This is a genomic window from Serratia sp. (in: enterobacteria) (assembly GCF_051654945.1).
GTDB lineage: Bacteria > Pseudomonadota > Gammaproteobacteria > Enterobacterales > Enterobacteriaceae > Chania.
In genome coordinates, this window is the sequence record NZ_JBOFZA010000118.1 from 212,260 (window position 1) to 236,468 (window position 24,209).

20 protein-coding genes, 1 tRNA gene and 1 pseudogene are annotated in these 24,209 nt (G+C 49.1%); 16 read left to right on the plus strand and 6 right to left on the minus strand.

All coding sequences use genetic code 11. The features are described 5' to 3' along the window. Positions 1-10 precede the first annotated feature (10 nt). Together ccmB and ccmA are read right to left on the minus strand one after the other, a co-directional pair. On the minus strand, positions 11-670 hold the full coding sequence (ccmB, locus tag ACRDCA_RS26330) for a heme exporter protein CcmB (protein WP_025120751.1): 660 nt from the start codon (positions 668-670) through the stop codon (positions 11-13). Next, complete coding sequence (gene ccmA / locus ACRDCA_RS26335; RefSeq protein ID WP_438692149.1) at positions 670-1,302, minus strand: cytochrome c biogenesis heme-transporting ATPase CcmA; 633 nt, start codon at positions 1,300-1,302, stop codon at positions 670-672. The genes ccmB and ccmA overlap by 1 nt, the downstream gene beginning before the upstream one ends. Before the next feature lie 236 nt (positions 1,303-1,538). Between ccmA and ACRDCA_RS26340 the strand changes: the two genes are divergently transcribed. The 8 genes from ACRDCA_RS26340 (at position 1,539) to ACRDCA_RS26375 (ending at position 7,589) form a co-directional block, all read left to right on the plus strand. Beyond that, positions 1,539-2,462 carry a formate/nitrite transporter family protein gene (locus ACRDCA_RS26340; protein ID WP_438692150.1) on the plus strand — a complete coding sequence of 308 codons (924 nt, stop codon included), beginning with the start codon at positions 1,539-1,541 and terminating at the stop codon, positions 2,460-2,462. Positions 2,463-2,559: 97 nt separating this feature from the next. Next, positions 2,560-3,411 (plus strand): MurR/RpiR family transcriptional regulator, encoded by an 852-nt coding sequence (locus tag ACRDCA_RS26345; RefSeq protein ID WP_438692151.1) that lies wholly within the window; start codon positions 2,560-2,562, stop codon positions 3,409-3,411. A 212-nt stretch (positions 3,412-3,623) separates the two neighbouring features. Further along, positions 3,624-4,055, plus strand: a complete 432-nt coding sequence (locus ACRDCA_RS26350; protein ID WP_438692152.1) for a PTS sugar transporter subunit IIA — start codon at positions 3,624-3,626, stop codon at positions 4,053-4,055. An 11-nt stretch (positions 4,056-4,066) separates the two neighbouring features. Further along, positions 4,067-4,540 (plus strand): PTS system mannose/fructose/N-acetylgalactosamine-transporter subunit IIB, encoded by a 474-nt coding sequence (locus ACRDCA_RS26355; protein ID WP_025120756.1) that lies wholly within the window; start codon positions 4,067-4,069, stop codon positions 4,538-4,540. Positions 4,541-4,578: 38 nt separating this feature from the next. Beyond that, positions 4,579-5,367: a PTS mannose/fructose/sorbose/N-acetylgalactosamine transporter subunit IIC gene (locus ACRDCA_RS26360; protein ID WP_438692153.1), complete on the plus strand. Its 789-nt coding sequence runs from the start codon at positions 4,579-4,581 to the stop codon at positions 5,365-5,367. After that, a complete protein-coding gene (locus ACRDCA_RS26365) occupies positions 5,364-6,215 on the plus strand; it encodes a PTS system mannose/fructose/sorbose family transporter subunit IID (RefSeq protein WP_025120758.1) in 852 nt (283 codons plus the stop codon). The genes ACRDCA_RS26360 and ACRDCA_RS26365 overlap by 4 nt, the downstream gene beginning before the upstream one ends. Positions 6,216-6,226: 11 nt before the next feature. After that, positions 6,227-7,279, plus strand: coding sequence for a tyrosine-protein phosphatase (locus tag ACRDCA_RS26370; protein ID WP_438692154.1), 1,053 nt, complete (start codon positions 6,227-6,229; stop codon positions 7,277-7,279). A 235-nt stretch (positions 7,280-7,514) separates the two neighbouring features. Continuing rightward, positions 7,515-7,589: transfer RNA gene (locus tag ACRDCA_RS26375), tRNA-Arg, on the plus strand. A gap of 470 nt (positions 7,590-8,059) precedes the next feature. Here the strand turns inward: ACRDCA_RS26375 and ACRDCA_RS26380 are convergent. Further along, on the minus strand, positions 8,060-8,947 hold the full coding sequence (locus ACRDCA_RS26380; protein WP_438692155.1) for a LysR substrate-binding domain-containing protein: 888 nt from the start codon (positions 8,945-8,947) through the stop codon (positions 8,060-8,062). Between the two features lie 99 nt (positions 8,948-9,046). Between ACRDCA_RS26380 and ACRDCA_RS26385 the strand changes: the two genes are divergently transcribed. The 3 genes and pseudogenes from ACRDCA_RS26385 to cutC all read left to right on the plus strand — a co-directional run. Beyond that, the gene (locus ACRDCA_RS26385) at positions 9,047-9,673 is read left to right on the plus strand and encodes an NADPH-dependent F420 reductase (RefSeq protein WP_438692156.1); all 627 of its coding nucleotides are present in this window, start codon (positions 9,047-9,049) and stop codon (positions 9,671-9,673) included. 228 nt (positions 9,674-9,901) lie between these two features. Then, complete coding sequence (locus ACRDCA_RS26390; protein WP_438692157.1) at positions 9,902-10,441, plus strand: DUF2058 domain-containing protein; 540 nt, start codon at positions 9,902-9,904, stop codon at positions 10,439-10,441. Between the two features lie 281 nt (positions 10,442-10,722). Further along, a pseudogene (gene cutC, locus ACRDCA_RS26395) lies at positions 10,723-13,101 on the plus strand (choline trimethylamine-lyase); the annotation flags it as partial. Between the two features lie 225 nt (positions 13,102-13,326). On the opposite strand, the gene ACRDCA_RS26400 reads toward cutC, so the two are convergent. The 3 genes from ACRDCA_RS26400 to ACRDCA_RS26410 all read right to left on the minus strand — a co-directional run bounded on the left by ACRDCA_RS26400 (position 13,327) and on the right by ACRDCA_RS26410 (position 17,289). Further along, positions 13,327-13,863 (minus strand): hypothetical protein, encoded by a 537-nt coding sequence (locus ACRDCA_RS26400; RefSeq protein ID WP_438692158.1) that lies wholly within the window; start codon positions 13,861-13,863, stop codon positions 13,327-13,329. 722 nt (positions 13,864-14,585) lie between these two features. Then, positions 14,586-16,787: an AAA family ATPase gene (locus ACRDCA_RS26405; protein WP_438692159.1), complete on the minus strand. Its 2,202-nt coding sequence runs from the start codon at positions 16,785-16,787 to the stop codon at positions 14,586-14,588. Positions 16,788-16,848: 61 nt separating this feature from the next. After that, positions 16,849-17,289: a hypothetical protein gene (locus ACRDCA_RS26410; protein WP_438692160.1), complete on the minus strand. Its 441-nt coding sequence runs from the start codon at positions 17,287-17,289 to the stop codon at positions 16,849-16,851. 507 nt (positions 17,290-17,796) lie between these two features. Between ACRDCA_RS26410 and ACRDCA_RS26415 the strand changes: the two genes are divergently transcribed. The 5 genes from ACRDCA_RS26415 to ptsP are packed head-to-tail and all read left to right on the plus strand — an operon-like array spanning position 17,797 to position 24,106. Continuing rightward, positions 17,797-18,123: a PTS fructose transporter subunit IIB gene (locus tag ACRDCA_RS26415; RefSeq protein WP_438692161.1), complete on the plus strand. Its 327-nt coding sequence runs from the start codon at positions 17,797-17,799 to the stop codon at positions 18,121-18,123. Positions 18,124-18,161: 38 nt separating this feature from the next. After that, positions 18,162-19,403, plus strand: coding sequence for a PTS fructose transporter subunit IIC (locus tag ACRDCA_RS26420; RefSeq protein WP_438692162.1), 1,242 nt, complete (start codon positions 18,162-18,164; stop codon positions 19,401-19,403). Positions 19,404-19,455: 52 nt separating this feature from the next. Next, entirely contained in the window at positions 19,456-20,547 is a 1,092-nt protein-coding gene (ypdF, locus tag ACRDCA_RS26425; RefSeq protein WP_438692505.1) for an aminopeptidase, read from the plus strand. Next, the gene (ypdE, locus tag ACRDCA_RS26430) at positions 20,537-21,580 is read left to right on the plus strand and encodes an aminopeptidase (protein ID WP_438692163.1); all 1,044 of its coding nucleotides are present in this window, start codon (positions 20,537-20,539) and stop codon (positions 21,578-21,580) included. The genes ypdF and ypdE overlap by 11 nt, the downstream gene beginning before the upstream one ends. Positions 21,581-21,607: 27 nt before the next feature. Next, on the plus strand, positions 21,608-24,106 hold the full coding sequence (ptsP, locus tag ACRDCA_RS26435) for a phosphoenolpyruvate--protein phosphotransferase (protein ID WP_438692164.1): 2,499 nt from the start codon (positions 21,608-21,610) through the stop codon (positions 24,104-24,106). Positions 24,107-24,209: the final 103 nt, after the last annotated feature.

Sequence of the window (24,209 nt, forward strand, 5' to 3'; positions counted from 1 at the left end):
AAAAATCCAGCTAGTGTATGCTTACACGCAAGGCAGCTGCGGTGGCAAACGGTGCCAGTGTAATGCTGCCCGCCAACATCGCGCCCAGGATGGCCAGATAGCCGTCGATCGGCATCCCCATCGAGGCGGCATCGATCGCCGCAGTCGCAAATATCAGTACCGGGATATACAACGGCAGCACCAGCAAACTCAGCAGCACGCCGCCCTTACGTAACCCCACCGTCAATGCCACCCCGATAGCGCCAATCAGGCTCAGCGTTGGAGTGCCCAGCAATAGGGTCAGCGCCATCGACAACCAGGTATTCACATCCAGCGACAGCAACAGCGCCACCAGTGGTGACAGGATCAACAGCGGCAATCCGGTCACTACCCAGTGAGCACACACTTTGCCTAACACCGTCATTGGCAGCTGCGTTGGCAATAAGAGGAGCTGTTCCAACGAACCATCGAGGTAGTCATCACGGAACAATCGCTCCAGCGAAAGCAACGAGGCTAACAGCGCCGCGACCCAGATAATCCCCGGCGCAATGCGCGCCAGCAATTGCGGTTCTGGCCCTACGCCCAACGGAAACAGCGTGATCACGATCAGGAAGAACCACAGCGGGTTAACGATCTCGGAACCTTTCCGAAAGGCAATTTTCAGTTCCCGCCGCAGTATGATGAAGAACATCAGGCGATCTCCGCGCTAGTCTGTGTCAGGCGGATTTTCCTTACCGCCTGCTGGGTACCGGTTAAATCCTGATGCGTGGTCAGCAGCACCATGCCGCCCTGTTGCGCATGTTGGCCGAACAGCGCGGTCAGTTCCATCACGCCTTGCTTGTCTATGGCCGTCAAAGGTTCATCCAGGATCCACAGCGGGCTGTTGCTGAGCCAGAGCCGTGCCAGCGCTACCCGCCGCTGTTGCCCGGCGGAAAGCTGCGCCACCGGCAAATCCTCATAGCCAACCAGACCCACATTCTCCAGCGCCTGCCAGATGGCCTGACGATCGGATGACTGCTTAACGGCCTGGTAAAACTGCAAATTCTCAAACGGGGTCAGCATGGACTTAATCCCCGGCTGATGCCCGAGAAACAGTAAATCCAGATGATATTGCTCACGGCGATGGCGCGTATTTTCACCCCGCCACAGCACTTCACCCGCGTCTGGCTGCGCCAGCCCGGCCAAAATGCGCAGCAGGCTGGTTTTGCCTGCCCCATTCGGGCCTTCCACCTGAATAATGTCCCCCGGGTTCACCGAAAAGCTCAACCTGTCAAACAGAGTACGTTCATCTCGTACACAACTAAGATTTCTGGCTTCCAGCATGGAGGACTCATATTTTTCTTTGGGATACCGAATCATAGCATAAGCCACTGTGCGCTCGAAGCCCGCAGCCTAGCTTGAATGTACTCCATTAGGGGTAATATTGCGCATCAGATCAAAATTGCGTAGAAAAAATCAGCAGTGTTAAAATTTGGTTACTTTTTACTGATTTTTCTGTCGCACTTTCTATCGGCCCATCAGCAACTACGCTTAGTTATCAGCCGAAAGGAGAATGACCATTGAGCGAACCCACCCACAGCGATAAAAACAGCGTTAAGGTCGAAAGCGAAGAGCACGATCGGGGCAAATCCACCATCGAGGTCGATGAGGAAAAGCTGCCCTCCCGCGCCGCCGCCGTGCATGAGCAAATCCGCATGGAAGGGGAAAAAGAGCTGGAACGTGATTGGCTGGCGCTGTTGTTGTCGGCCCTGGCGGCGGGTTTGTCGATGGGAGCCTCCCTGGCGGCGAAAGGGATATTCCATGCCCGATTGCCGGACGACCCGAGCCGGTTTTTCATTGAGAATATCGGCTATACCTTCGGCTTTATCATCGTCATCATGGCTCGCCAGCAGTTGTTTACGGAAAACACCGTCACGGCGGTGTTACCTATCATGCATAAACCGACGCCGAAGAACTTCGCCATTCTGTTCCGCCTTTGGGGAATAGTGCTGTCTGGCAATCTGCTCGGCACCGGTCTGGCCGCACTGGCGTTTATCTATATGCCCATTTTTGATGAGAATACCCGCGCCGCCTTCACCAGCCTGTCTGAAGAAATCATGCATAACACGCCCGGCGAGATGTTTGCCAACGGCATCCTTGCGGGCTGGATCATCGCTACCATGGTGTGGATGTTCCCGTCTGCCGGGGCTGCCAAAATCTGGGTGATCGTGCTGATGACCTATCTGGTCGCGATTTGCGATCTTACCCATATCGTGGTTGGCTCCGTCGAGATCCTGTATCTGGTGTTCAGCGGTGCTCTTCCCTGGCAGGAGTTTTTCTACCCGTTCGCCATCCCGACGTTGGCTGGCAACATCATCGGCGGCAGCTTTATCTTCGCCCTGATCAGCCATGCGCAGATCCGCAATGATATGAGTGACAAGACCAAGGCCGAACGCCTGAAGGCACAGCAGAAGGAAAAGCCTGAGGACAAAACGGAACATTAGTATTGCCGACGTCACCGGCGATTCGCCGTTTGATAAGGTGGGTGCGAAATTGTATTATAAACAACGAATAACATTCTTACCCGGCGAAAGGTGTTAGATGTTCGACTTAAAACTCAGAGAAGTTAGCAACGGCTTATCGACCAAAGAGCGTGGCGTAGCCGACTATATTATTGCGAACAAACCCTCGCTGAAAAACATGAGTATCCAGACGCTGGCAAAAGCCAACAACGTCAGCACCACCACCATTCTCCGCCTCTGCCATAAGCTGGGGTATCAAGGATTCAGCGATCTAAAAATCGATTTGATCACCGCGTCAGGCTCTTCCAGACCCGATAATGTGTTGCAGGAAGATATTAACCTGGATGACTCAATAGAAACGGTGAATGGCAAAATTCAGCAGATAGAAAAATCTTCTATTGATGAAACGCACGCCATGATGAATACCGAGCAGTTGGCCAAAGCCAATAAACTTATCAGAAACAGTAACAAAGTGGTGATCTACGGTGCGGGCAGCAGCGGGTTGGTAGGCAAAGAGCTCGAATACCAGCTGATCAAGATAAAGAAAGACGTGAGCTGCCACCTGGACTACAGCATTCAATTCAGCATCGTCAATACGCTGGATCAGCACGATCTGCTGATCATTATCTCTCACTCCGGTGAAAATCAGGACGGCGTCAAGCTGCTCACCCTGGCGCAACAACTGGGTGTTCCCTCTATCGCCATCACCAAGATGGGCCAAAGCCGCATCTCCGGCCTGGCCGACGTGCTGCTGCATACCATCTCCACGGAAAGCGTTTCCCGCCTGATCCCTATCCGCTCCAAGATGTCGCAGCTTTCGGTGATCAACATGTTGGTGACTAATCTGTTCATCCAGCAATATGACGAGCGCCTGCTAAAACAAATCCAAACCCGCGCAGAACGTTTTTACAACCAAAACAACAAGCCTTAACCCTACTGCGCCCGATTGCTATCCACTTCCCGCTAACTATCCCACCACCGCCTCACGCCACAGCCAGCCTGATCACCAAAGGGTGATCGCCTTCTCAGAACGCAGAAAATCCCCTGTTCACGGTGTCCATTTCAGTTTAAAGGTAATAGTATTACTAAAAATTAAAACACAAAAAGTAACAATGTTACTTAACGAGTTAACCAGGAGAGACGATGCAGACTGAAATCCCTGTCATATTAGTGAGTCATGGCCCCTTTGCCCAAGGCGCGCTGACCTGTGCCGAAATGCTGATCGGCAAACAAGACAACGTTGCGGTGGTTTCTATTCAGGAAGATACCAATATCAATGATGCGCGCGTCACGCTGTTTGATACCTATCAATCGATTAACCAGGGCAACGGAGTGGTGATCCTGGTGGATATGATGGGTGGCTCACCGTGTAATTTATCCTGTGAGCTGTTACTGACCCACCAAGACGTGTTGTTATTCTGCGGTTTTAATATTCCCACCCTGCTTGAGGTTTTCAGCAATCGCGATTTGCCATTAAGTGAGATTGGGAAAGTTATCGAGGACGTTTTCCCACATAGCTGCTTTAACGTTGGTACGGCGCTACAGGCCGAACGGGAACAATCAACCGAACTTTAAGGAAAAATACCATGCCAATTAATTTAGCCAGAATTGATGACCGTCTGATCCACGGCCAGGTGATCACCACATGGGTTAAAAACCATGATATTGAACAGATCCTGATTATTAATGACAAGGTTGCCGGCGATAGCGTGCAGCAATCCGTGATCAGCATGTCGGCACCGCCGGAATTAAAGGTTCAGGTGTTTGGCGTGCAGAAATTTATCGAGGTACTGAAAAAGGCAGAAATTAAAAGACGCACCATGCTGTTGTTCACCAACAGCGTCGATGTCAACACGCTGGTCGAGGGCGGGCTGAAAATCGACAAGCTGAACGTGGGCGGTATGAGAATGCAAGAAGGCCGAAAGAGCCTGTCACGGGCCGTGGCGGTCACACCAGAAGAAGAACAGGCATTCAGGTCACTGCTGGCGAGCAATATTGCGGTGGAAATACAAATGGTGCCGAAAGATCCCATTGTAGAGCTGAAAACATTAATCGATTGATTGGGTAACCTTTTACACAATCGCTGGGGGATACAACCATGTTAATTGAAGCAATCCTGGTGGCCATTTGGGCAGGCATCTGCTCAATGGATGACGTCGGGCCACAAATGCTGCGGCGGCCACTGTTAACCGGTACGGTAGCGGGCATTATTATGGGGGACATGGTTCAGGGGCTGGCGATCAGCGCCACGCTTGAACTGATGTGGATGGGTATCGGTAACGTAGGCGCTTACTCTGCCCCCGATATCATTGCGGGCTCGATCATCGGCGTCGCTTTAGGTATCGCCTCCAAAGGCGGGATTGCGGCAGGTATCGCACTCGCCGTTCCGGTCTCCATTCTTTGCCAACAGTTGCTGATCGTCTGGCGCTCTTTCGCCAGCTTCTTGAACGTCTGGGCCGAAAAATCAATTCAATCAGGTGATTATAAAGCCCTGGTCAAGGTCCACTATTTCTCGACGCCGCTGTGGTTCCTGATCCGCGCCGTTCCCTGCTTCCTGGCCATTTACTTTGGCGGTGACCTGGTCAGCAAAGTTCTGGAGGCGATACCGGCCAGCATTTTAACCGGGATGGGCGTCGCGTCTAAAATGATCCCCGCCATCGGCGTGTGTATCTTGTTGCTGATGCTGTTAAAAGGCCGGATGTGGTTCTTCTTCCTGCTGGGCTTTATTCTGACCACCTATTTAAAACTACCGATTATCCCGATTACCTTTATTGCCCTGGCCTTTGCCGTGCTTTATGACATGGCATACACCAACGGCATGAATACTCCAGCCCCAGAACAAAACAAAGCCACCGCCACGGACACCGAAGAAGAGTATGACCTATGAACCAGACAATTTCATATAATGGTGTTAGCCCAACCACTCAGGATAAAAAGCTGACCAAGGCCGATTTAAACCGTATTTTCTGGAATATTCAGACCATGTCGTTCTCATATAACTATGAGAAGCTGCAAACCATTGGTTTTGCACACTGCATGATCCCGGTGCTCGACAAACTCTACGCCGATGCCGATAAAGAAACCCGCGTACGGGCCATGAAACGGCACCTGGAGTTTTACAACTCACAGATTAACACCGGCGCACTGATTCTGGGCGTCACCGCCGCGCTGGAAGAAAAAACCACCGAAGAAGAGAAAGAAGCGGTGGTTTCGGTAAAAGCAGGTTTGATGGGACCCTTGGCCGGTTTGGGCGATAGCCTGTTAAAATTCACCTGGTTACCGATCTGTGGCAGCATCGGTGCCGCCTTTGCCCTACAGGGCAATATCATCGGCCCGATACTGATGTTTATCCTGTTTAACCTGGTCAATATCGGCTCGAAATATTTCTTCATCCATTACGGTTATAACAAGGGCGTTGATTTAATCGAGCAGTCCAAAAACTCCAACATCATCCAACGTATTTCGAACGTCGCCAACGTGGTCGGGGTGATGGTGCTAGGCTCGCTGATAGCCACCACCGTCAAGATATCGACCCCCTTGGTGATCGCCGTTGGCGAACAGTCAATAAAAGTGCAGGAGATGTTTGATAAGGTAGCGCCTAATCTGCTGACTTTGCTGTTTTCCCTGGGCATATTCTTCCTGGTCAAACGGTTTAAAGGAAAATATACGGTATCACTCATCATTGCCATGATGGTATTCGGCGTCATTTGCTCAATGTTTGGCATTTTAAGTTAAAGGGAGTAGTAATGAATTCGCAGACTCAGTTATCCGTCAACAGAAAAAACAACAACCAACTCGAGATAAGCTTTAATTTAACTGCACAGCCCGTATCGCTATATTGGACCAAAGAAAATGATGTCAACAGCCAGGAGCGCTACTTGATTACGGCCAATGCGACCAGCCCCTACCTGTTGGACGATCCGTTAAAAGCCAAACAGCGCGTTTATTTTATTATCGAGCAAGGAGGCCAATCTTATCTTGGTGCTGAAAGAACTCTACCTATTGAGGGTTTAAACAACTTCCGGGATTTTGGCGGCTACGCGGGTGCCGGTGGCAAACGGGTAAAATGGGGTATGCTGTACCGCTCGAACCACTTGCACCGCCTCAGCCCGCAGGCCGTGACGTACATCGAATCGCTGCATATTCAAACCATCATTGATTACCGCAGTGCCAACGAAATAGCCAAAAGCCCCAACGACTTTGTGGGTGAGAGAAGAACCTGCCACCTGGATGCGGCGGCACAAACCGCAGAGCTGGCGGCACAGTTTTCCGCCGAACCCAGTAACGAAGATCGCATGCTGATCGAAAGCGTTATACGCGATATCCCCGCAGAGCTGATCAATGGGCAAGGTGAACAGGTTTTAGAGCAATATCGCAACTTCGTGACCAGCGAAAAATCTAAAACCGCGTTTAAAGCCATGATTGAGGTGTTGCTGGATAAAGACAATAGCCCGCATATTCAGCACTGCCGTGGTGGCAAAGACCGCACTGGCTATGGAGCTTTACTGGTTTTATCTATGCTCGGGGTCGCAGAAGAGGACATCATTGCCGATTACATGTTAACCCAGGCCAACCGGCTGGAGCGTAACGAGGTAAAAATGGCCGCCTATCGCCAAATAACCGACGACCAGAAGGTACTGGATTACCTGCATACGCTGATTGATACGCGCGAGTCGTTTATTGTTGAGGTGTTCAACACCATGAAACAGCACTCTGGTAGCGTAGCGGATTACATCAAGCAGGAGTTAGGTTTTGGCGAGGCTGACTTTATTCGGATGCAGAAAAACTTTTTAATTTAACCCCTTAAAAACCGATAAATCCTTCCTACCACGCGGCAGCTGTGGGGCATTGCTACACGCTTCGTTCCTGCCGCTCGCCCCTCGCCAATCGCTCAACGCTTACCTCCAATACAGGCTGATGGGCGCTCAGCTGGAAAAAATGGGCTAAAAACTGCGAAAACCGATGATATTTCAGACAATCAGGCCAATAACCCCTTAAACCCTGGCGCAAAAATAGGTATACTGCGCCCGCTGTGTCCCCTTAGTTAAATGGATATAACGAGCCCCTCCTAAGGGCTAGTTGCAGGTTCGATTCCTGCAGGGGACACCATTTCACAGTACGTCCTCTTCCATAGCTCCCGTAGAACCTGTTCAAATCCAGTCACTGCCTAACATTGCGGCTCGCTACAGTCCGTTGATAGCACACCATCACGGGTAAATAACGGGTAAAAAATTTCGGCGACCCTTTTTTATCCACACCGGCTGTGAATCAGGTTTGGGCTTCAAGAATTAACGGTGTCGTGGCTTAAATAGCCCCCTCAACCTGAAAATAAATCACTTTGCCATGAAATTGTAGCAAACCAAGAATAAACCCCGGGGTGTTTCTTATTTTACTGGCAATTTTTCTTATATTTGAATTCATCCTTAAATAAAGCAGCGAGTTTCTCCCTAGCGACTTACGCCGTTCCCCCTTATCAAGCCTCGGCTGCGCGCTACCCAGAAGGCTCGAGATGAAGATGTTCCGGATACCGATCTTGTCACGCCTGATGATTTGATGCGGTAAACAACGTTGCATGGAGTTTATCCGTACTCCGCCATCACCGCATCGATAAAACGGCGCAGTTTCTGCGTAGGATAACGATTAGGCGAATACAGCAAATACATTTCGCGCGCAGGTGCCTGGTAATCGGCTAAAACCTGTATCAACTGGCCGGAGGCGATATAGCTACCGAGCACCACTTCCGCCCCCAAAATAATGCCACCGCCGCCAAGCGCAGCGGACAGCAGCGCTGTCGCATTATTTGACTGCAAACGGCTGTTCACCTCGGCGGCATGCTGCTTCCCCCCTTTGGTGAAAGTCCACTCCTTCTCTGACGAACGAGACCAGTAGGTATATCCGAGACATTGGTGATCGATCAGCTCTTCGGGCCTGACAGGAGTTCCAAATTCAGCCAAGTACCTCGGGGATGCGCAAGCAATTAATTGATAAGGTTTGAGTTTACGGGCGATCAAGGCCGAATCCGCCAACGGCCCAATGCGGATGACCGCCTCAAACCCTTCATCGACAAGGTCTACATAGCGATCGCTCAACGTCAATTCAACCTGCACATCCGGATAACGCCGCATGTAATCAACCACTAAAGGTGACATACCGTATGCACCAAATGTGACGGGTGCATTGACCCGTAACACTCCGCGCGGCATGGCGGTCATCTCCTGGGCAACCGCCTCAGCCTCATCCGCTGCGGCGAGCACCACTTTGCAGCGCTCATAAAACATCCGCCCAACTTCTGTCAGGTTTTGCCGCCGGGTTGTGCGGTTTAGCAACCGCGTCCCCAGATGCTCCTCCAGCATGCTGATATGTTTACCCACCATCTGTGGTGAAAGGTTCAACACCTCACTCGCGGCAGCAAAAGAACCGCAGTCCGTCACCTTAACAAACACCAACATGCATTTTAGCCGATCCATGATCCCCTACTTTTACTTTCTAGTGACGCAACTTTCCTTCTATTTATCACGTAAAGATAAGGAATTACAGTAGCCGGACCTAATCAAGGAGTTTACCTCATGAAAATTGGCATCATCGGCGCAGGCCTTATCGCACGTTCACTCGCGGAACATGCATTAGCTAACGGGCATCAGGTCATGCTCAGTAATTCACGCGGACCGGAAACATTGTACAGCCTGAAAGTGGCTCTCGCGTGTGAAACAGGTACGGTGCAGCAGGCCGTGGAATTTGGCGATATCGTCGTGATTGCCATCACGTTCAAACACTATGCGACGGTTCCTGCTGAAGCTCTGCGCGGTAAAATCGTGATCGATACCAATAACTACTATCCCGAACGCGACGGTCATTTTGACGAGCTGGATCAACAGCTCACCACCACCAGCGAAATGCTCGCCCGTCATCTGTACGCATCTCACGTTGTAAAAGCATTTAACTCCATACGCGTCATCGATCTGGATAAAGATGGCCGCCCACAAGGCGATGAGCATCGCCGCGCCCTGCCGATTGCCGGGGACAATGAAAATGCCAAAAGGCAGGTCAGTGAGTTGATCGATCAGTTTGGTTTCGACGTGGTTGATGCTGGTGTACTGAAAGAAGGCTGGCGATTTCAGCGCGGGTCGCCCCTGTATTGCGAATGGTTCAGCCTGCCACAACTGAAAAAAGCGTTGACGGATTTGACTCGATAACAGCAAGGCACTGACAGACCTGGGGAAATCTCGTCATAGTAATGGGCTGGACCTCCAGGTCTGATCATCCATGCAACAGCCACCAGGTTCATGTTGTCAGAAGGAAACAGTGTGCTGACAAAGGGAAGGTAAATATACAATATTATCAGTATGATGCGTCAATCTGGCACAACCCCGCAGGTTAAGGGTATAATCCTGTACATTATTTCACTGATTTCAGAAACCAACATGACAAAACTCACCTTACAAGAGCAACTGCTTAAAGCTGGATTGGTAAACAGTAAAAAACTGGCGAAAGTGGAAAGAACGGCTAAAAAATCGCGAGTTCAGGCTCGTGAGGCCAGAGAAGCGGTAGAAGAAAACAAAAAAGCCCAGGTTGAGCGTGATAAACAGCTCAATGAGCAGCAAAAACAGGCCGCCTTGGCTAAAGAATATAAAGCTCAGGTAAAACAGCTGATTGAAATGAACAGAATTGTTATTTCACATGGCGATATTGGTTATAACTTTACCGATAATAACTTAATTAAAAAAATCTATGTCGATAAAGCGACCCAGGCTCAGTTGATTAGTGGCCGTCTTGCCATTGCTCGTCTGATCACCGATAAAAATCCTGATGGCGAATACGCGATTATACCCGCGGTCGTGGCTGATAAAATTGCGCAGCGTGATGCGAGCAGTATTGTATTAAATGCCGAGCTGAGCAAAGAAGCTAAAGATGAAGAAGATCCGTACGCCGACTTTGTCGTGCCTGATGATTTGATGTGGTAAGCAATACTCAAAAATGAGTCGCTGCTCTTGCGTGGCTCCCTTGCCCTGATCCAGGGCAAGTACCAAACAACTCCCCGTACTTTCACCGGCATCCAGACCATACGGATCGCTAAATATCGCCTCACCCTCAGTGAAAACACATATTCACCGGCGTGATCTTCCCGTTTGTTCAGAACAATACGCTAAATGACCTCGCCAACTGGATTCACCTTCCTTTTAAATCCCTACTATCTATAGTGATTCTCAACGCCTAAGGCCAATTTTCTAGGAGAATCAGTATGACCAGCACGCAAACGGAACTCCCTCATCGGCTTCAACAGCTCAAAAATGCCTATCTGCAAGCAAAACCCTCTATCGTTATCCACCGCGCGCTGGCCTACACCGAGGTCGCCAGGGATTTCCCTCATCTTCCCAAAGATCTACAGCGAGCAAAAGGCTTTCGCCGAGCTTGTGAAACGGCCCCGATACTGATTCAGGATCATGAACTTATCGTAGGGCATCCCTGTGGCAAAGCCCGTGCTGGAGCCTTTTCTCCCGATACGGCATGGCAATGGGTGCGTGATGAACTCGATACTATCACGACCCGCGAGCAGGATCCGTACTTCATCAGCGATGAGGATAAACGGACCATGCGCGAGCAGATTTTCCCATTCTGGGACGGTAAATCCGTTGCTGAAGCCTGTGAAAAACAGCTCAGAGAGGCTGGGATCTGGGAGTTTGGTGCAGAAGCTTGCGTGAGCGACCTCACCTACCACGTCTTCAGCGGCGGTGGCGATGCCAGCCCAGGTTACGACATCATTCTGTTTAAAAAAGGGATATTGGGCATTAAAGCCGAGGCTGAAAGCCGTCTGGCGGCCATTTCATTCGGTGAGAGCGATGAACAATCCATCTCTTTCTATCAGGCGGCAATTGAATGCTGTGAAGGGATCCTGACTTACGCTAGCCGTATCTCAAACCATGCCCGTACTCTGGCAAGCCAAGAGCAGGATCCGCAAAGAAAGGCTGAATTGGCAGCAATTGCCGATATCAACGCACGGGTTCCGGCGCACCCTCCTCAAACGTTCCATGAGGCACTCCAGGCGATCTGGACGATCCAGTCACTCTTTCTGCTGGAAGAGAATCAATGCAGTACCTCACTTGGCCGCCTTGATCAGTATGCCTTGCCTTGCTATTTAGCCGATAAAGAGTCCGGAAGGCTGAGCGAACAACAAGCTTTAGAGCTGATGGGCAGCTTTATTATCAAATGCTCTGAAATGATCTGGTATACGCCCGAAGCCACCGCCACCTATTTTGCTGGCTATATGCCGTTTCTGAACCTGTGCGTAGGGGGGGTGAAGCGTGATGGAGGAGATGGCACCAACGATCTCGCCTATTTGATCATGGACACCGTCGCAAAGATAAAAATGTATCAACCTTCGCTGGCATGCCGTATCCATAATCAATCACCGCAGCCCTATCTGGAAAAAATACTGGATATCATCAAAGCCGGAGCCGGAATGCCCGCCTGCCACTTCGATGATGCGCATATCAAAATGATGCTGCGGAAGGGATTTAACTTCGATGATGCGCGTGATTACTGCCTGATGGGCTGCGTCGAACCACAGAAGTCCGGGCGCATTCATCAATGGACGGCCGGTGGTTTTACCCAATGGCCTATCGCAATCGAGCTGGCACTGCATCGTGGTGTGTTGCCATCCTATGGCAGCATGCAGGGCATAGATACCGGCCCATTAGAAGATTTCAGCGACTATGAGAAATTTGCCGCTGCAGTGAAGCACCAACTGACTAAAATCATCACCACGACGGCCGCAGGCTCCGTGATTATTCAAAAAACCGTGCGTGACCTTGCCCCAACGCCTTATATGTCGCTTTTTGTCGACGGCTGTATGCAAAGCGGCAAAGACGTGCTCGCCGGTGGCGCAGTGCTTTATGACGGGCCGGGGACCATTTTTGCCGGGCTGGCGACCTACGCAGATAGCATGGCAGCCATCAAAAAGCTCGTTTACCAACAGCGGAAATATACGCTCACCGAGCTCAGGCAGGCGCTGGATGCAGATTGGCTGGGCTATGAATCGTTACGCACCGACTGTCTGGCCGCGCCTAAATACGGCAATGACGACAACTACGCCGATCACATTGCGGCGGATATCGTTGATTTTACCGAGAGGACGATGAACCAGTATCCGTCCCTGTATGCCAGGCATATTCACGGTACGCTTTCCCAATCGTTCAATACCCCACTGGGTGGCATGATCGGTGCCACACCTGACGGACGCGCCGCCTATGCTCCCCTTTCTGATGCCATGAGCCCATCCCAAGGTGCAGATCACCAAGGCCCCACGGCCATCATCAAGTCGGTATCGAAAATCAACGTAGAAGCGATGAGCCTCGGCATGGCACATAACTTCAAACTCAGCAGTGGAGCACTGGATACGCCAGAGGGCCGCGCAGGATGGATCACGCTGCTACGTACGGCATCCATTCTGGGGAACGCGCAGATGCAGTTTAACTGCGTGGACAGAGAGACATTGCTGGATGCGCAACAATACCCGGAAAAGCATCGCGACCTGATTGTCCGTGTCGCCGGCTACAGCGCCTTCTTTGTTGAGCTGTGTCAGGATGTACAAAATGAGATTATCAGCAGGACAACATTGCAGTAAGGAACTTTAGACTTGAGACGGGCGCTGCGTGCGGCTAATCGGCGCAGCATTTCCCCGTTGAACATATGTAAATGAAATACTCCATAGATTCCGACATCACTATATATAATTAGCGCATTACCTCTTTCACGTTTAGACAATATATTATGCAAGATAATGCGCTGAGAAAATCGATATCGATTAGATAGCTCAGCCGAAAATTTATTTTGTGTAATAAAACTATTGTTATTTTATTCTTTTAATAGATATCCCCGAGTTTGGGCCTGGGGGGACCCCTAACGCACTCTCCACTCCAGGATTCGAACGCAAATCATTGAGAATTTCTTGAGGAATAAAATACTTTCCAATGATTGCTTCTGACTCTAAACGTGGATTGACAGACGCCCTAGCGCGATACGCTTCAACACGCTCCCCACCTTCAGAAATTACAGCTGCGCATAACCCCCTAGCATACAGTCGATTGAACTCACCTTCAGCTATAGTTTGTGCGGCTGTAATAGGTACTCGCGCCTGCATTAACTCCGTACTTTTAGGTTTCCTTTTCTGGTAAAATTGAGCAAGAATCCCTCTAGCTTTAATCTCATTTTCTAGCCAGACATCATCATATTGAACAGCTTCTTCCAATAATAAAGGCCATGCAGCTTTTCCATGTTCAGACAAGAAATTACTACAATGAAAATTATCATTTACCTTATCAAACACAACCTCTTCTGCCATACACTGCCTAGTTTTCTCATTCAAGTCCATGAAATTAAGCGCCATTTTCTCCTCCATAAAAACATGCCATCACTCTAGTTATTATTAACACACGCCATGATACCTCACCGTGATCAACTTCATATTTTGGGCATATGTAGAATTAATTATTTATCAAACAAATAACTAAGCAGTAATAATTCACTATGACTTTATTGCAATGTAATTCGTTTCAAATAAAATAATAAGCATAAGATAAATAAAAAGCAGGAACTCCCCCCCCAAAGAAAAATAACAGATAGCATCGGACACAGAGCCTTCCTTCTTGTGAAGAGCAATATTTACATTAGATAAACATTCTGAACACTTCTTAAAAACAGCAAATTATGAAGTGTAAAACCAAAATATCAGTAAAAAATAGCCTTTTTCTCTTATAGTAAACCAGAAATTAGCATGTATAATTTACTACAAATTTTATTCCGCCAGTTCAACCAACATTTGTATTTCAAAAAAACATTGACAAACACTCTGTTTAACCATACGATTTCTATGCCATTGAGGCACTCTTTTCCTGCTTGATATCCCATAGAATGCTTGCTTTGCACTTGGGGTGTAAAGGCTATCAATAGTACATTGAGAAAAGATGGAGTAAAGGCCATGTTACGTGAAAAAGTTGTGCTGGTTCGCCAGTACGATCGTTTCCGCAACGGGCAGTGGGAGACAGTGTGCCAGCACCTGCGCTCCCTGCCTCGTAGCTAATTCTGAGCTGCCTCAATGGTAACCCTATCTTAGGTTTCAGTAGCATCCTCTTTATCTATGCCTAACATTTTATTGAAGTGTTGCTCATCGTTAGTTTTCTTAAAAATACTTTCGAACATTTCTAAATATTTACTCACCGAAACCTGCCCAACATTGCTTATATTCACCGAATCGAAGTGTGAGCCTCTATTTATGTATCGATAAAAGGTTTTATAATTTATATCTTTCTCCAAGCTAGCTAATTTATCAAGTTCCTCGCTAAGTTTCTCCATTTTACATGAAAATGAGAAGTAGTATTCCAATATTTTCCTCATCACATTTGGTAATACTACTGAATTAACCCTCCCATTCTTGACGTCTTTCAAAATCATCCAAAGTGATTCATATTCATTCTTTATATCATCATATCCAATAGGTAGTATATTGCTGTATCTATCTTTTACTATTCTGTAAAGTTGATACTTCCTGTAAAACTTTTCTTTTTTTATATTACTAAGTTTTATTAATTCCTGGAAGAAGAAAAGATTATGTGTGAGAATAATCAACTTACTGTCCTTAAGTTTGTTTATTATACGATATTGGATGAGTGATGATATTTCATAGATGTAATCATGAGACAAACTAGAGATTGGATCATCTATAACAATTAGTTTCTCTTTGGTTGAGTCTACCTCATTATCTAAACGACCATCGCATAACTCAAGGAAATATAAGAAAGTAATCAATGTTTTTTCCCCTTCGCTAAGAGTTTTATATACATTACTTACTGAATCATCACTTCGACATATTTGAAATAAATTTCCTTTCGGAGTTTTCTTTATCTTGAAGTGAGATATCCCGAGAGAATTCAACGTGCTATTGATTTTATTAATTGTATCATCTATATTGGATACCTGTTTTCTCAAGTATTCTGTTTGTGTATTAATCTCATGAATTTTATCTTGAATTGATTTTTTCTGAATAATTAACTTTTCACACTCCACATTCAACTCATTGACTTCAGAGTTTTTCTCTTCAATAAGATAATTGAAAGTATTTCGCAATGACTTCCATGTGTCATTTTCAAGTTCTTTCATACTATTATCATAATCCTCAACTTTACTATTTATGATACTAATTTCATTATTGTATTTTTTTATACTACTTATGAGGATATCCAAACTCGAATTGTCGATAACCGGTTCAATATTTAACGATGGCTTTTCTATTTTTCCTTGTATGCTTTTTAAGTTAGAGTCAAATATAACATTTGCTTGCTCAAGAACTTTCAATAGTTCCTCTGCATTGGAGATATAACTACAGGAAGCAATGCTTGACTTAATTAACCTATTAAATTCATTTACCATGATATTATATTCTGACAATAATCCTTTTAATTTTTCTATTGTATCATTGTATGTCTCATCGAATATGTTTTTTATTTCATTATGAAACTCATCGTTAATTGTATTTTCTTGGCAAAATGGACATTGTCTATCGACTAAATATGGCAACCCCGCCCTTACCCAATCTGTATTTCCTAACCGTTCAATTAATAATGCCAAATAACTATTCCCTGATGATATCAACGATGTGGATAGTAATTCAAGCTGGCTCTTTGTAAATAAAGGAGGGTCTGACATTATTAAAATAGGATATTTTACATTCTTATTATCTTTCAACTTTATGTAATCACATATGATATCAGAAAATGCAATATCCTTCGCTTCTTCTTGTTGATTTAAACGTTGAAAGAAACTTGCTTTTCGCAAATACCCCGTTAATAATCCTGCTAGCCCACCATTCCGTTCTCTAATTTTTGATGATTTATTCCATATTTTTTCTTGGCAAGAGTCTGTGATTTTTTTTATCATTTTTATTTTACTTTCAATGTCTATATCTAGACTGGCAACCTCTTCCTTTAGTTTATAAACGTTTTCTTCATTAGTATTTATAGAATCCATAATACCTTTATTTTCTTGACTTAACGTAAAAACACCCGGTTGTTCGGGCTTATTATAAAATGAATCCTCAACAAATTGGCTGTTATAAACTATGTACCTATACTTGTCGCTATCACTAAACGAACACTGGGCATATGATTCATCGTCAGGATTGTAAAAATATCCAGATATAGTGGATTTACCGGATCCATTTTGACCATAGAATAAATTTGTTTTTTTAATTAAATTGATCTCAACAAAATCCTCACAACTATAACTCTTTACTGCTTTTATCTTTAAGACAGTCATACCCCCTCCTTCTATTACATTATTATTTCACGCTTGTTTTACTCAATTGAAACACATTATATTAAATATCATGCATTTCAGCTTGAGGTATATATGATACTACCATTGTTTTTATAGGATAAATTTTCAATCCCCTCTTAAAACTACCATTCCATATATCATTATGATTTTCATGAAATAATTTAAAGGATCCACCTGTAAATGAAAGCCGAGAGAGTAGCAATGGATAATAGCTATTCCACATATTTCTTATCTCAAGCAAGGTTTTATTTTGATGATACGGAGCTGTACATCTATATTTATGCTGCATGGAACGTACTCTTTTGAGTATTATTCCCTGCTCATAAAAATATTGAATATAATGCAGATATAAACCGATTAATAAGTGACATAGCGGATAATTAGAAATAAACGCATTGAGATTTAACCTAAATTTAACAAATTCTGACTCACGAAGATGATTAGCTCGCTCATTATAACAACTTACTATCTCTATCCACATCTTCCTTGCCTACTTTAACGCCTCAAGTTCCAAAGTCTAGATTTGATTGGTATTTTAAATAATACTCACTAGCATACTTAGTACCCTAAGATAGAACCCGACAGGCAGCCTTTCCGAGCGCCATTTGTAAATCAATATTAATACCTTTTTTTTTCATACTAATCAACCCTCGAGCACTTTCATAAAAGGAACTATTCTTTCCAAAAATATTTTCTGATGAGCCGGATTCAGCGGAGTGGGAAACCAAACGTCTCCCCCTAAATGGTTCACAAAAGAACAAACTTCATTTACCAACATAAGAGAATATCTACAGCCGATGTATCAACCATAACGCTGCTCCCAATTCTTAGCTATCTCCCCATGTGACCCACATCGCACTTCCCGATCTGCGTGATAAAAATCCAGCAAATGTGCGTTTTATCCTGTAACCCTCTGCCGTTATCCACCGACATACTCAGGTTGAGTTTTTTAACCACACCAGCAAATCGCAACCCTCCAGAGGCCATCATGACTAAAAAATTTATTGCCCTATGCGCATGCCCAATGGGGCTGGCTCACACCTTTATGGCGGCTGAAGCCTTGTCGGATGCCGCAAAAGCGGCAGGCTACGACGAAATTAAAATCGAAACCCAGGGGGCGGACGGTATCCAGAACCGCCTGACCGCCAAGGATATTGCCGAGGCTGACGTCATCATTCATGCCATCGCCATCACCCCAGAGGATAACGAGCGGTTCGAAGGCCGTGATGTGTATGAGATTTCGCTGCAGGATGCCATTAAAGATGCCGACGGCACCCTGAGCGAAATTGAAGCAATGATCCGCTCCGGGCAGTAATAAAAATAACCGCGTCGGTACAGCAATAAGGTGGATTTATGGCCATTAAAAAACGTAGCGCAGTGACCACTTCGGCGGCCCCAACGTCCTCTGGGTCAACTGCCGCCGCTCCCGAACCCAGTTTCTGGAGCGAGCTTCCTCAGCACATCATGTCTGGGATCTCGCGCATGATCCCTACGCTGATCATGGGTGGGGTGATCCTCGCGATTTCGCAGCTGATTGCCTACGTCTGGCTGGAACTGCCGCCGGATATGGGGATTCTGGATGCGATGAACTCCGGGAAGGTCACGGGTTTTCATTTGTCATTACTGAAGTTTGCCTATCTGTCTGAATCATTCGGTGGCCTGCTGTTCAGCTTTGCCATCCCGATGTTTGCAGCTTTTGTCGCCAACTCGATCGGCGGCAAGCTGGCCTTCCCTGCCGGGTTTATTGGCGGCCTGGTCGCCACCCAGCCAACCCTGTTGCTGGCGCTGGATGCCAATACCCTGCAATGGGTCACCACCAAGCCCGTGCCGTCCACCTTTATTGGCGCATTGATTATCTCGATTGCCGCCGGTTATCTGGTGAAATGGCTTAACAAGAAAGTCCAGTTGCCTTCCTACCTGCTGGCGTTTAAAACGACGTTTCTGCTGCCAATCTTGTCCGCCATGTTTGTCATGCTGGCCATGTACTACGTGATCACCCCGCTGGGCGGCTGGATTAACGCTGGAATGCGCACCTTGCTGTTGGCCGCTGGCAATGCCGGTACCATGGCGTATGCGGTAGGGATTTCTGCGGCCACCGCCATCGACCTTGGAGGCCCGATTAACAAAGCTGCCGGCTTTATCGCCTTAAGCTTTACCACCGACCACGTCTTGCCGATCACCTCCCGTGCGGTGGCGATTGTCATTCCGCCTATCGGGCTGGGTCTGGCAACCATGATCGACCGCCGGTTGACCGGTAAACGCCTGTTCAGCAGCCAGCTCTATCCGCAAGGTAAGACGGCCATGTTCCTGGCATTTATGGGGATCAGCGAAGGGGCCATTCCTTTCCTGTTGGAAAACCCGCTAGCCACGCTGCCTGCTTATATGGTGGGGGCTATCGTCGGTTCCAGCACCGCCGTCGCGCTGGGGGCGGTACAGTGGTTCCCGGAATCCGCGATCTGGGCCTGGCCGCTGGTGACTAATCTCGGAGCCTACATGTTCGGTATTCTGGTCGGCGCGATCGTGACCGCATTGATCACCCTACTGATCCGTAATTCGATGTATGCCCGTGGCAAACTGACCATCGATGCTATCTAAGGTTACCGCTGGCGGTGCCCGCCGGGTACTGCCAGCCTGAAGGACAAACATGATGAGCCCACTATCGGCAATACGCAGCCTACTGGCCAGCCAGCAATTAGACGCCGTGCTGATTAGCTCACGGCAAAACAAGTTCTGTCATACCGGCCTGCTAAGTTCCTCGGGTTATGTGCTGATCACCGCACGTTCCCAACACATTATCGTTGATTTCCGTTATTACGCCGAGCTGGCGGCCAAGACCACGCACTATCAGCTACATTGCAGCGATGCGGCCCATTCTCCCTGGCAGATTATCAATCAGATCGTGGCCGCCGAAGGGTTGCAACGGATCGGCTTCGAAGGCAATCACCTGAGCTATGACGAAAGCCAACGCCTCGCCAGCCAACTCGCAGGGTCGTTGCAGTCCACCAATCTTGATGGCTTGCGCCGGATTAAAACGCCGCAGGAAATTGCTACCATCAGGCAGGCCTGCCGCATTGCCGATAACGCCTGTGAACATATTCGCCAGTTTATTCAACCTGGCATGACCGAGCAGCAGGTTGCCGCCGAACTGGAGTGGTTTATGCGCCAGCAAGGGGCAGAAAAACCCTCGTTCGACACCATCATTGCCAGCGGTGTGCGCGGTGCCATGCCGCATGGCAAAGCCTCCGACAAAGTGATTAACGCCGGTGAACTGGTTACGCTGGATTTTGGCGCGCAGTATCAGGGCTATTGCTCGGATATGACCCGTACGTTTTTAGTCGCTGCGGCCGCAACGCCCCATCCGCTGTATGACATCTACCAGATTGTGTTGCAGGCCCAGTTGGCTGCGATTGCCGCAATCCGCCCAGGCGTGCCTTGCCAGGTGGTGGATGCCGCCGCCCGCGAGGTGATCAAGGCCCACGGCTACGGTGAACAGTTCGGCCACAATACCGGCCACGCCATCGGCATCGATGTCCATGAAAACCCACGTTTCTCCCCTAGCGATACCACCCTGTTGCAGCCTGGTATGTTACTGACGGTAGAACCGGGAATTTACCTGCCCAATCTGGGTGGTGTGCGCATCGAGGACGTCGTGCTGGTCACCGAGAGCGGCTGTGAAGTGTTGTATCAAATGCCGAAAACCTGGCTGACCACCGGTGAGGACCTGCCCCGTGAACATTGAGTTACTGAAACAGTTATCCGAAGCCGATGCGATTGCGGCCTCGGAGCAAGAAGTCCGCCAGATCCTGCTTGAGCATGCACGGCGCTATCAGCTAAAGGTGGAGTTCGACCGCCTGGGATCGGTGCTGATCCGCCTGAACGAATCAACCGGCCCCAAGGTGATGCTCTGCGCCCATATGGATGAAGTGGGCTTTATGGTGCGTAATATCACCAAGGAAGGGGCCGTAGAGGTCATTCCTATCGGCAATGTAAGGCAGCTCGCCCGCTTTATGCAGCCGGTGCGTATCACCACGGCGGATGGTCGCAAGCAGCATGGTTTGCTGGATGCCGATCTGTCCGGCAGCGAGGCGCAAAATATGCGGGTCGATATTGGTGCCAGCAGCGCGCAGGAAGTTGCCGATGCCGGAGTGCGCATTGGTGACCGGGTGACCTTTGCTACCTCGTTTCAAAAGCTGGCGGGCGAGTCGCGGGTCATGGGCAAAGCGTTCGACGATCGTATCGGCTGTTGGTTATTGATCGAGTTGATGCACGCCTTGCAGCAGCAACCTTTGGCCTGTGAAGTCTGGTTGGTTGCCTCCTCAAGTGAAGAAGTGGGGATGCGCGGCGGTAAAACCGCTGCCCAGCGCATTAACCCGGATCTGGCGCTGGTGCTGGATACCGCCAACTGGTCGAAGAATTTTGACTTCAGCGCCGCCAATCATCGGCAAATCGGCCAAGGGCCGATGCTGGTGATGTATGACAAAAGCCTGCTGCCCTCCCCCCGGCTACTCGGCTTGATTCAGGATACGGCGGCCGAGCAACGCATCCCGCTGCAAAGCGATATGTTCAGCAACGGCGGCACCGACGGCGGCACCATCCATTTAACCGGCCAGGGCGTGCCAACCGCCGTGATCGGCGTGCCGACCCGTCATGGCCACTGCGCGGCATCGATAGCGGATATGAACGATCTGTACCATGCCCGGCAGTTGTTGCTGGCCCTGGTTGGCCGTATCGATAGTGATATTTTTCAGCAACTCACTGACTTTTCTTGCTGAATGCGTGTGTAATAAGGGAGATGAACCATGCTCAAGATAGACTTTCTCTGCCCGTTGCCGAATGGCCTGCATGCCCGCCCCGCCTATGAGTTGAAGGAGCAGTGCAACCCGTTCGACAGTGAGATTATCTTTATTAACCACCGCTTGCAGCAGCAGGCCGATGCCAAAAGCTCCCTGGCGCTGATCGGCACCGGGACGCTATTTAACGATCGGTGCAGTTTGCAGATCCAGGGCAACGATGAGGAAAAAGCCTTTCGTTTGCTCGATAGCTATATTCGCCACCGTTTTGCCGACAGCGACAGCGAGCCGGAAATCCCGACGCTGGTGAACAACACACAGCCGTTACCGCCGTCTCTGGCCCGCTTTAATCCACAGTTGATTACTGGCCGTGGCCTGGCTGCGGGAATTGGCCATGGGACACTGCTGATCGGCGGTCACTCCAACCTGGATATTTACCGCACGCAGCCCGCTACCGTGCAGGATAAAGTACTGTTAGAGCACAGCGTGGTGACACTGGCAGAACAGCTTAATGCCCGGCTCGCCAGTCTGGAAGGCCAGAGTAAAACCATCATCAACGCGCATCTCTCCCTGATCCAGGACAAAGAGTTCACCCGCAATATTCTCCAGCATATGGAACAGCTCAAATGTAGCCTGGCAGAAGCGGCGATTGAAAATATGGAGCAGGTCTGCGGCAAACTGGCGCTGTCGGCCAGTGAGTATCTGCGCGAGCGTGTCTCGGATATTCAGGATATCACCGGGCAATTATTACAGGTGGCCTATCCCCAGGTGCGGGTGACCGGAGCCATTCATTTACAGCGACCAACCATTATTGCTGCCGATGACCTGACCCCCAGCCAGTTTTTGAGCCTCGATAAAACCTTGCTGGGCGGCCTGATCCTGGCAAAAACCGGGCGGACTTCACACACCCTGATCCTGGCCAGGGCTTACAACATCCCAGTATTAACCGCGATAGAAATTGAGGCGCTCAGATCGTTCGACGGGCAGGAAGTCTTTATCGATGGCGATCGTGGTATCGTCGTCACAGAACCGAATGATGGAGTCCGAGGTTACTTCCAAACCGCGCTACAGCTGGAGGAAAAACAGCAGAAACGGCTGTTGGATCAGGCTGGCAGACCGGCACAAACCAAAGACGGACATCTGCTGGGGATTGGTGCCAATATCGGTACCGCCCATGAAGCCCCCGCCGCCTTCAGCTATGGCGCACAATGTATCGGGCTGTTTCGTACCGAAATGTTGTTTATGGATCGTGACCAGGCGCCCGACGAGCAAGAGCAGTTTGAGGCCTATCAGCAGGTGCTGATGAACGCGGGCGATCGTCCGGTGATTTTCCGCACCATGGATATCGGCGGCGACAAGCGCATCAGCTACCTGAATATACCGCAGGAAGAAAACCCGTATCTGGGCTATCGCGCGGTACGGATATATCCCGAGTTTGCCAACCTGCTGCGTGTGCAGCTGCGGGCCATTCTGCGCGCCGCCACCTATGGCTATGCACGGTTGATGATCCCAATGGTGCACTCGCTGGATGAAATCATTTGGCTGAAACAGCAGATTGCCGCTGCCAGTGACTCGCTGAAACAGGAAGGATTGCGCCATGTCGAGCGCATCGAGCTGGGCATTATGGTAGAAGTGCCGTCGGTCTGTTTCATCATCGATCACTTCTGTGATGAAGTGGATTTCTTCAGTATCGGCTCCAACGATATGACGCAGTATCTGTATGCGGTGGACCGCAATAACCAGCAGGTCGCCCACCTCTATAATCCGATCACCCCGCCGTTCCTGCGGATGCTGAAGCAAGTTATCGACACCGCACATCTGCGTGAGCGCTGGGTGGGGCTATGCGGCGAACTGGGAGGCGAAACGCGCTATCTGCCTCTGCTGCTTGGCCTTGGGCTAGATGAGATCAGCATGAGCGGTGGCCGCATTCCGGCGGTCAAAGAGTTGCTGGGGCAACTGCCGTTGGCGACCTGCCAAGCGCTGGCGTTGCAAGCCTGCGAGTGCCGGAATACGGCCGAAATTGAGGCGTTACTGGATGCGCTGGTGCTACCTGCGGAGCAAAAAGCGCTGCTGGCGATCGAAAACATCATCATCCCGGCGGAGTTTGCCAATAAGGAACAGGTGATCCAGTACCTGTGTGGCAACCTGTATATCAATGGGCGCACCGATCATCCTCAGGAACTGGAAGACGATATCTGGCAACGCGAGGATATTGTGACCACCGGCGTCGGCTTTGGCTTTGCCATCCCGCACACCAAGTCATCCCAGGTGAAGCATTCCAGCATCAGCATTGCGCGGCTGGCGCAGCCGATTGACTGGCAATCGGAAATGGGCGAAGTCGATTTTGTGATTATGCTGACATTAGGCGCGCAAGATGGCGTCAGCCATGTGAAAGTATTCTCACAGTTAGCCCGCAAGCTGGTGAAGAAGGACTTCCGCGCGGCGATGCGCGAAGCGTCCTGTGCGGAAGGCGTGCTGGCACTGTTGCAAAACGAGTTAGAATTTTAACTCGCTGCGCCGAATAGTGTTACAGGAGAGAGTCATGCAGAACGCCGACACGCCGTAAACCCATCCATGGGGGCTCGCAATCGCGCGTCCTGCGCTCAACGGT

Coding starts and splice junctions, on each gene's coding strand:
- ccmB (WP_025120751.1), bottom strand. CDS start 670: ATGTTCTTCATCATACTGCGGCGGGAACTGAAAATTGCCTTTCGGAAA.
- ccmA (WP_438692149.1), bottom strand. CDS start 1,302: ATGCTGGAAGCCAGAAATCTTAGTTGTGTACGAGATGAACGTACTCTG.
- ACRDCA_RS26345 (WP_438692151.1), top strand. CDS start 2,560: ATGTTCGACTTAAAACTCAGAGAAGTTAGCAACGGCTTATCGACCAAA.
- ACRDCA_RS26350 (WP_438692152.1), top strand. CDS start 3,624: ATGCAGACTGAAATCCCTGTCATATTAGTGAGTCATGGCCCCTTTGCC.
- ACRDCA_RS26355 (WP_025120756.1), top strand. CDS start 4,067: ATGCCAATTAATTTAGCCAGAATTGATGACCGTCTGATCCACGGCCAG.
- ACRDCA_RS26360 (WP_438692153.1), top strand. CDS start 4,579: ATGTTAATTGAAGCAATCCTGGTGGCCATTTGGGCAGGCATCTGCTCA.
- ACRDCA_RS26365 (WP_025120758.1), top strand. CDS start 5,364: ATGAACCAGACAATTTCATATAATGGTGTTAGCCCAACCACTCAGGAT.
- ACRDCA_RS26370 (WP_438692154.1), top strand. CDS start 6,227: ATGAATTCGCAGACTCAGTTATCCGTCAACAGAAAAAACAACAACCAA.
- ACRDCA_RS26380 (WP_438692155.1), bottom strand. CDS start 8,947: ATGGATCGGCTAAAATGCATGTTGGTGTTTGTTAAGGTGACGGACTGC.
- ACRDCA_RS26385 (WP_438692156.1), top strand. CDS start 9,047: ATGAAAATTGGCATCATCGGCGCAGGCCTTATCGCACGTTCACTCGCG.
- ACRDCA_RS26390 (WP_438692157.1), top strand. CDS start 9,902: ATGACAAAACTCACCTTACAAGAGCAACTGCTTAAAGCTGGATTGGTA.
- ACRDCA_RS26400 (WP_438692158.1), bottom strand. CDS start 13,863: ATGGCGCTTAATTTCATGGACTTGAATGAGAAAACTAGGCAGTGTATG.
- ACRDCA_RS26405 (WP_438692159.1), bottom strand. CDS start 16,787: ATGACTGTCTTAAAGATAAAAGCAGTAAAGAGTTATAGTTGTGAGGAT.
- ACRDCA_RS26410 (WP_438692160.1), bottom strand. CDS start 17,289: ATGTGGATAGAGATAGTAAGTTGTTATAATGAGCGAGCTAATCATCTT.
- ACRDCA_RS26415 (WP_438692161.1), top strand. CDS start 17,797: ATGACTAAAAAATTTATTGCCCTATGCGCATGCCCAATGGGGCTGGCT.
- ACRDCA_RS26420 (WP_438692162.1), top strand. CDS start 18,162: ATGGCCATTAAAAAACGTAGCGCAGTGACCACTTCGGCGGCCCCAACG.
- ypdF (WP_438692505.1), top strand. CDS start 19,456: ATGAGCCCACTATCGGCAATACGCAGCCTACTGGCCAGCCAGCAATTA.
- ptsP (WP_438692164.1), top strand. CDS start 21,608: ATGCTCAAGATAGACTTTCTCTGCCCGTTGCCGAATGGCCTGCATGCC.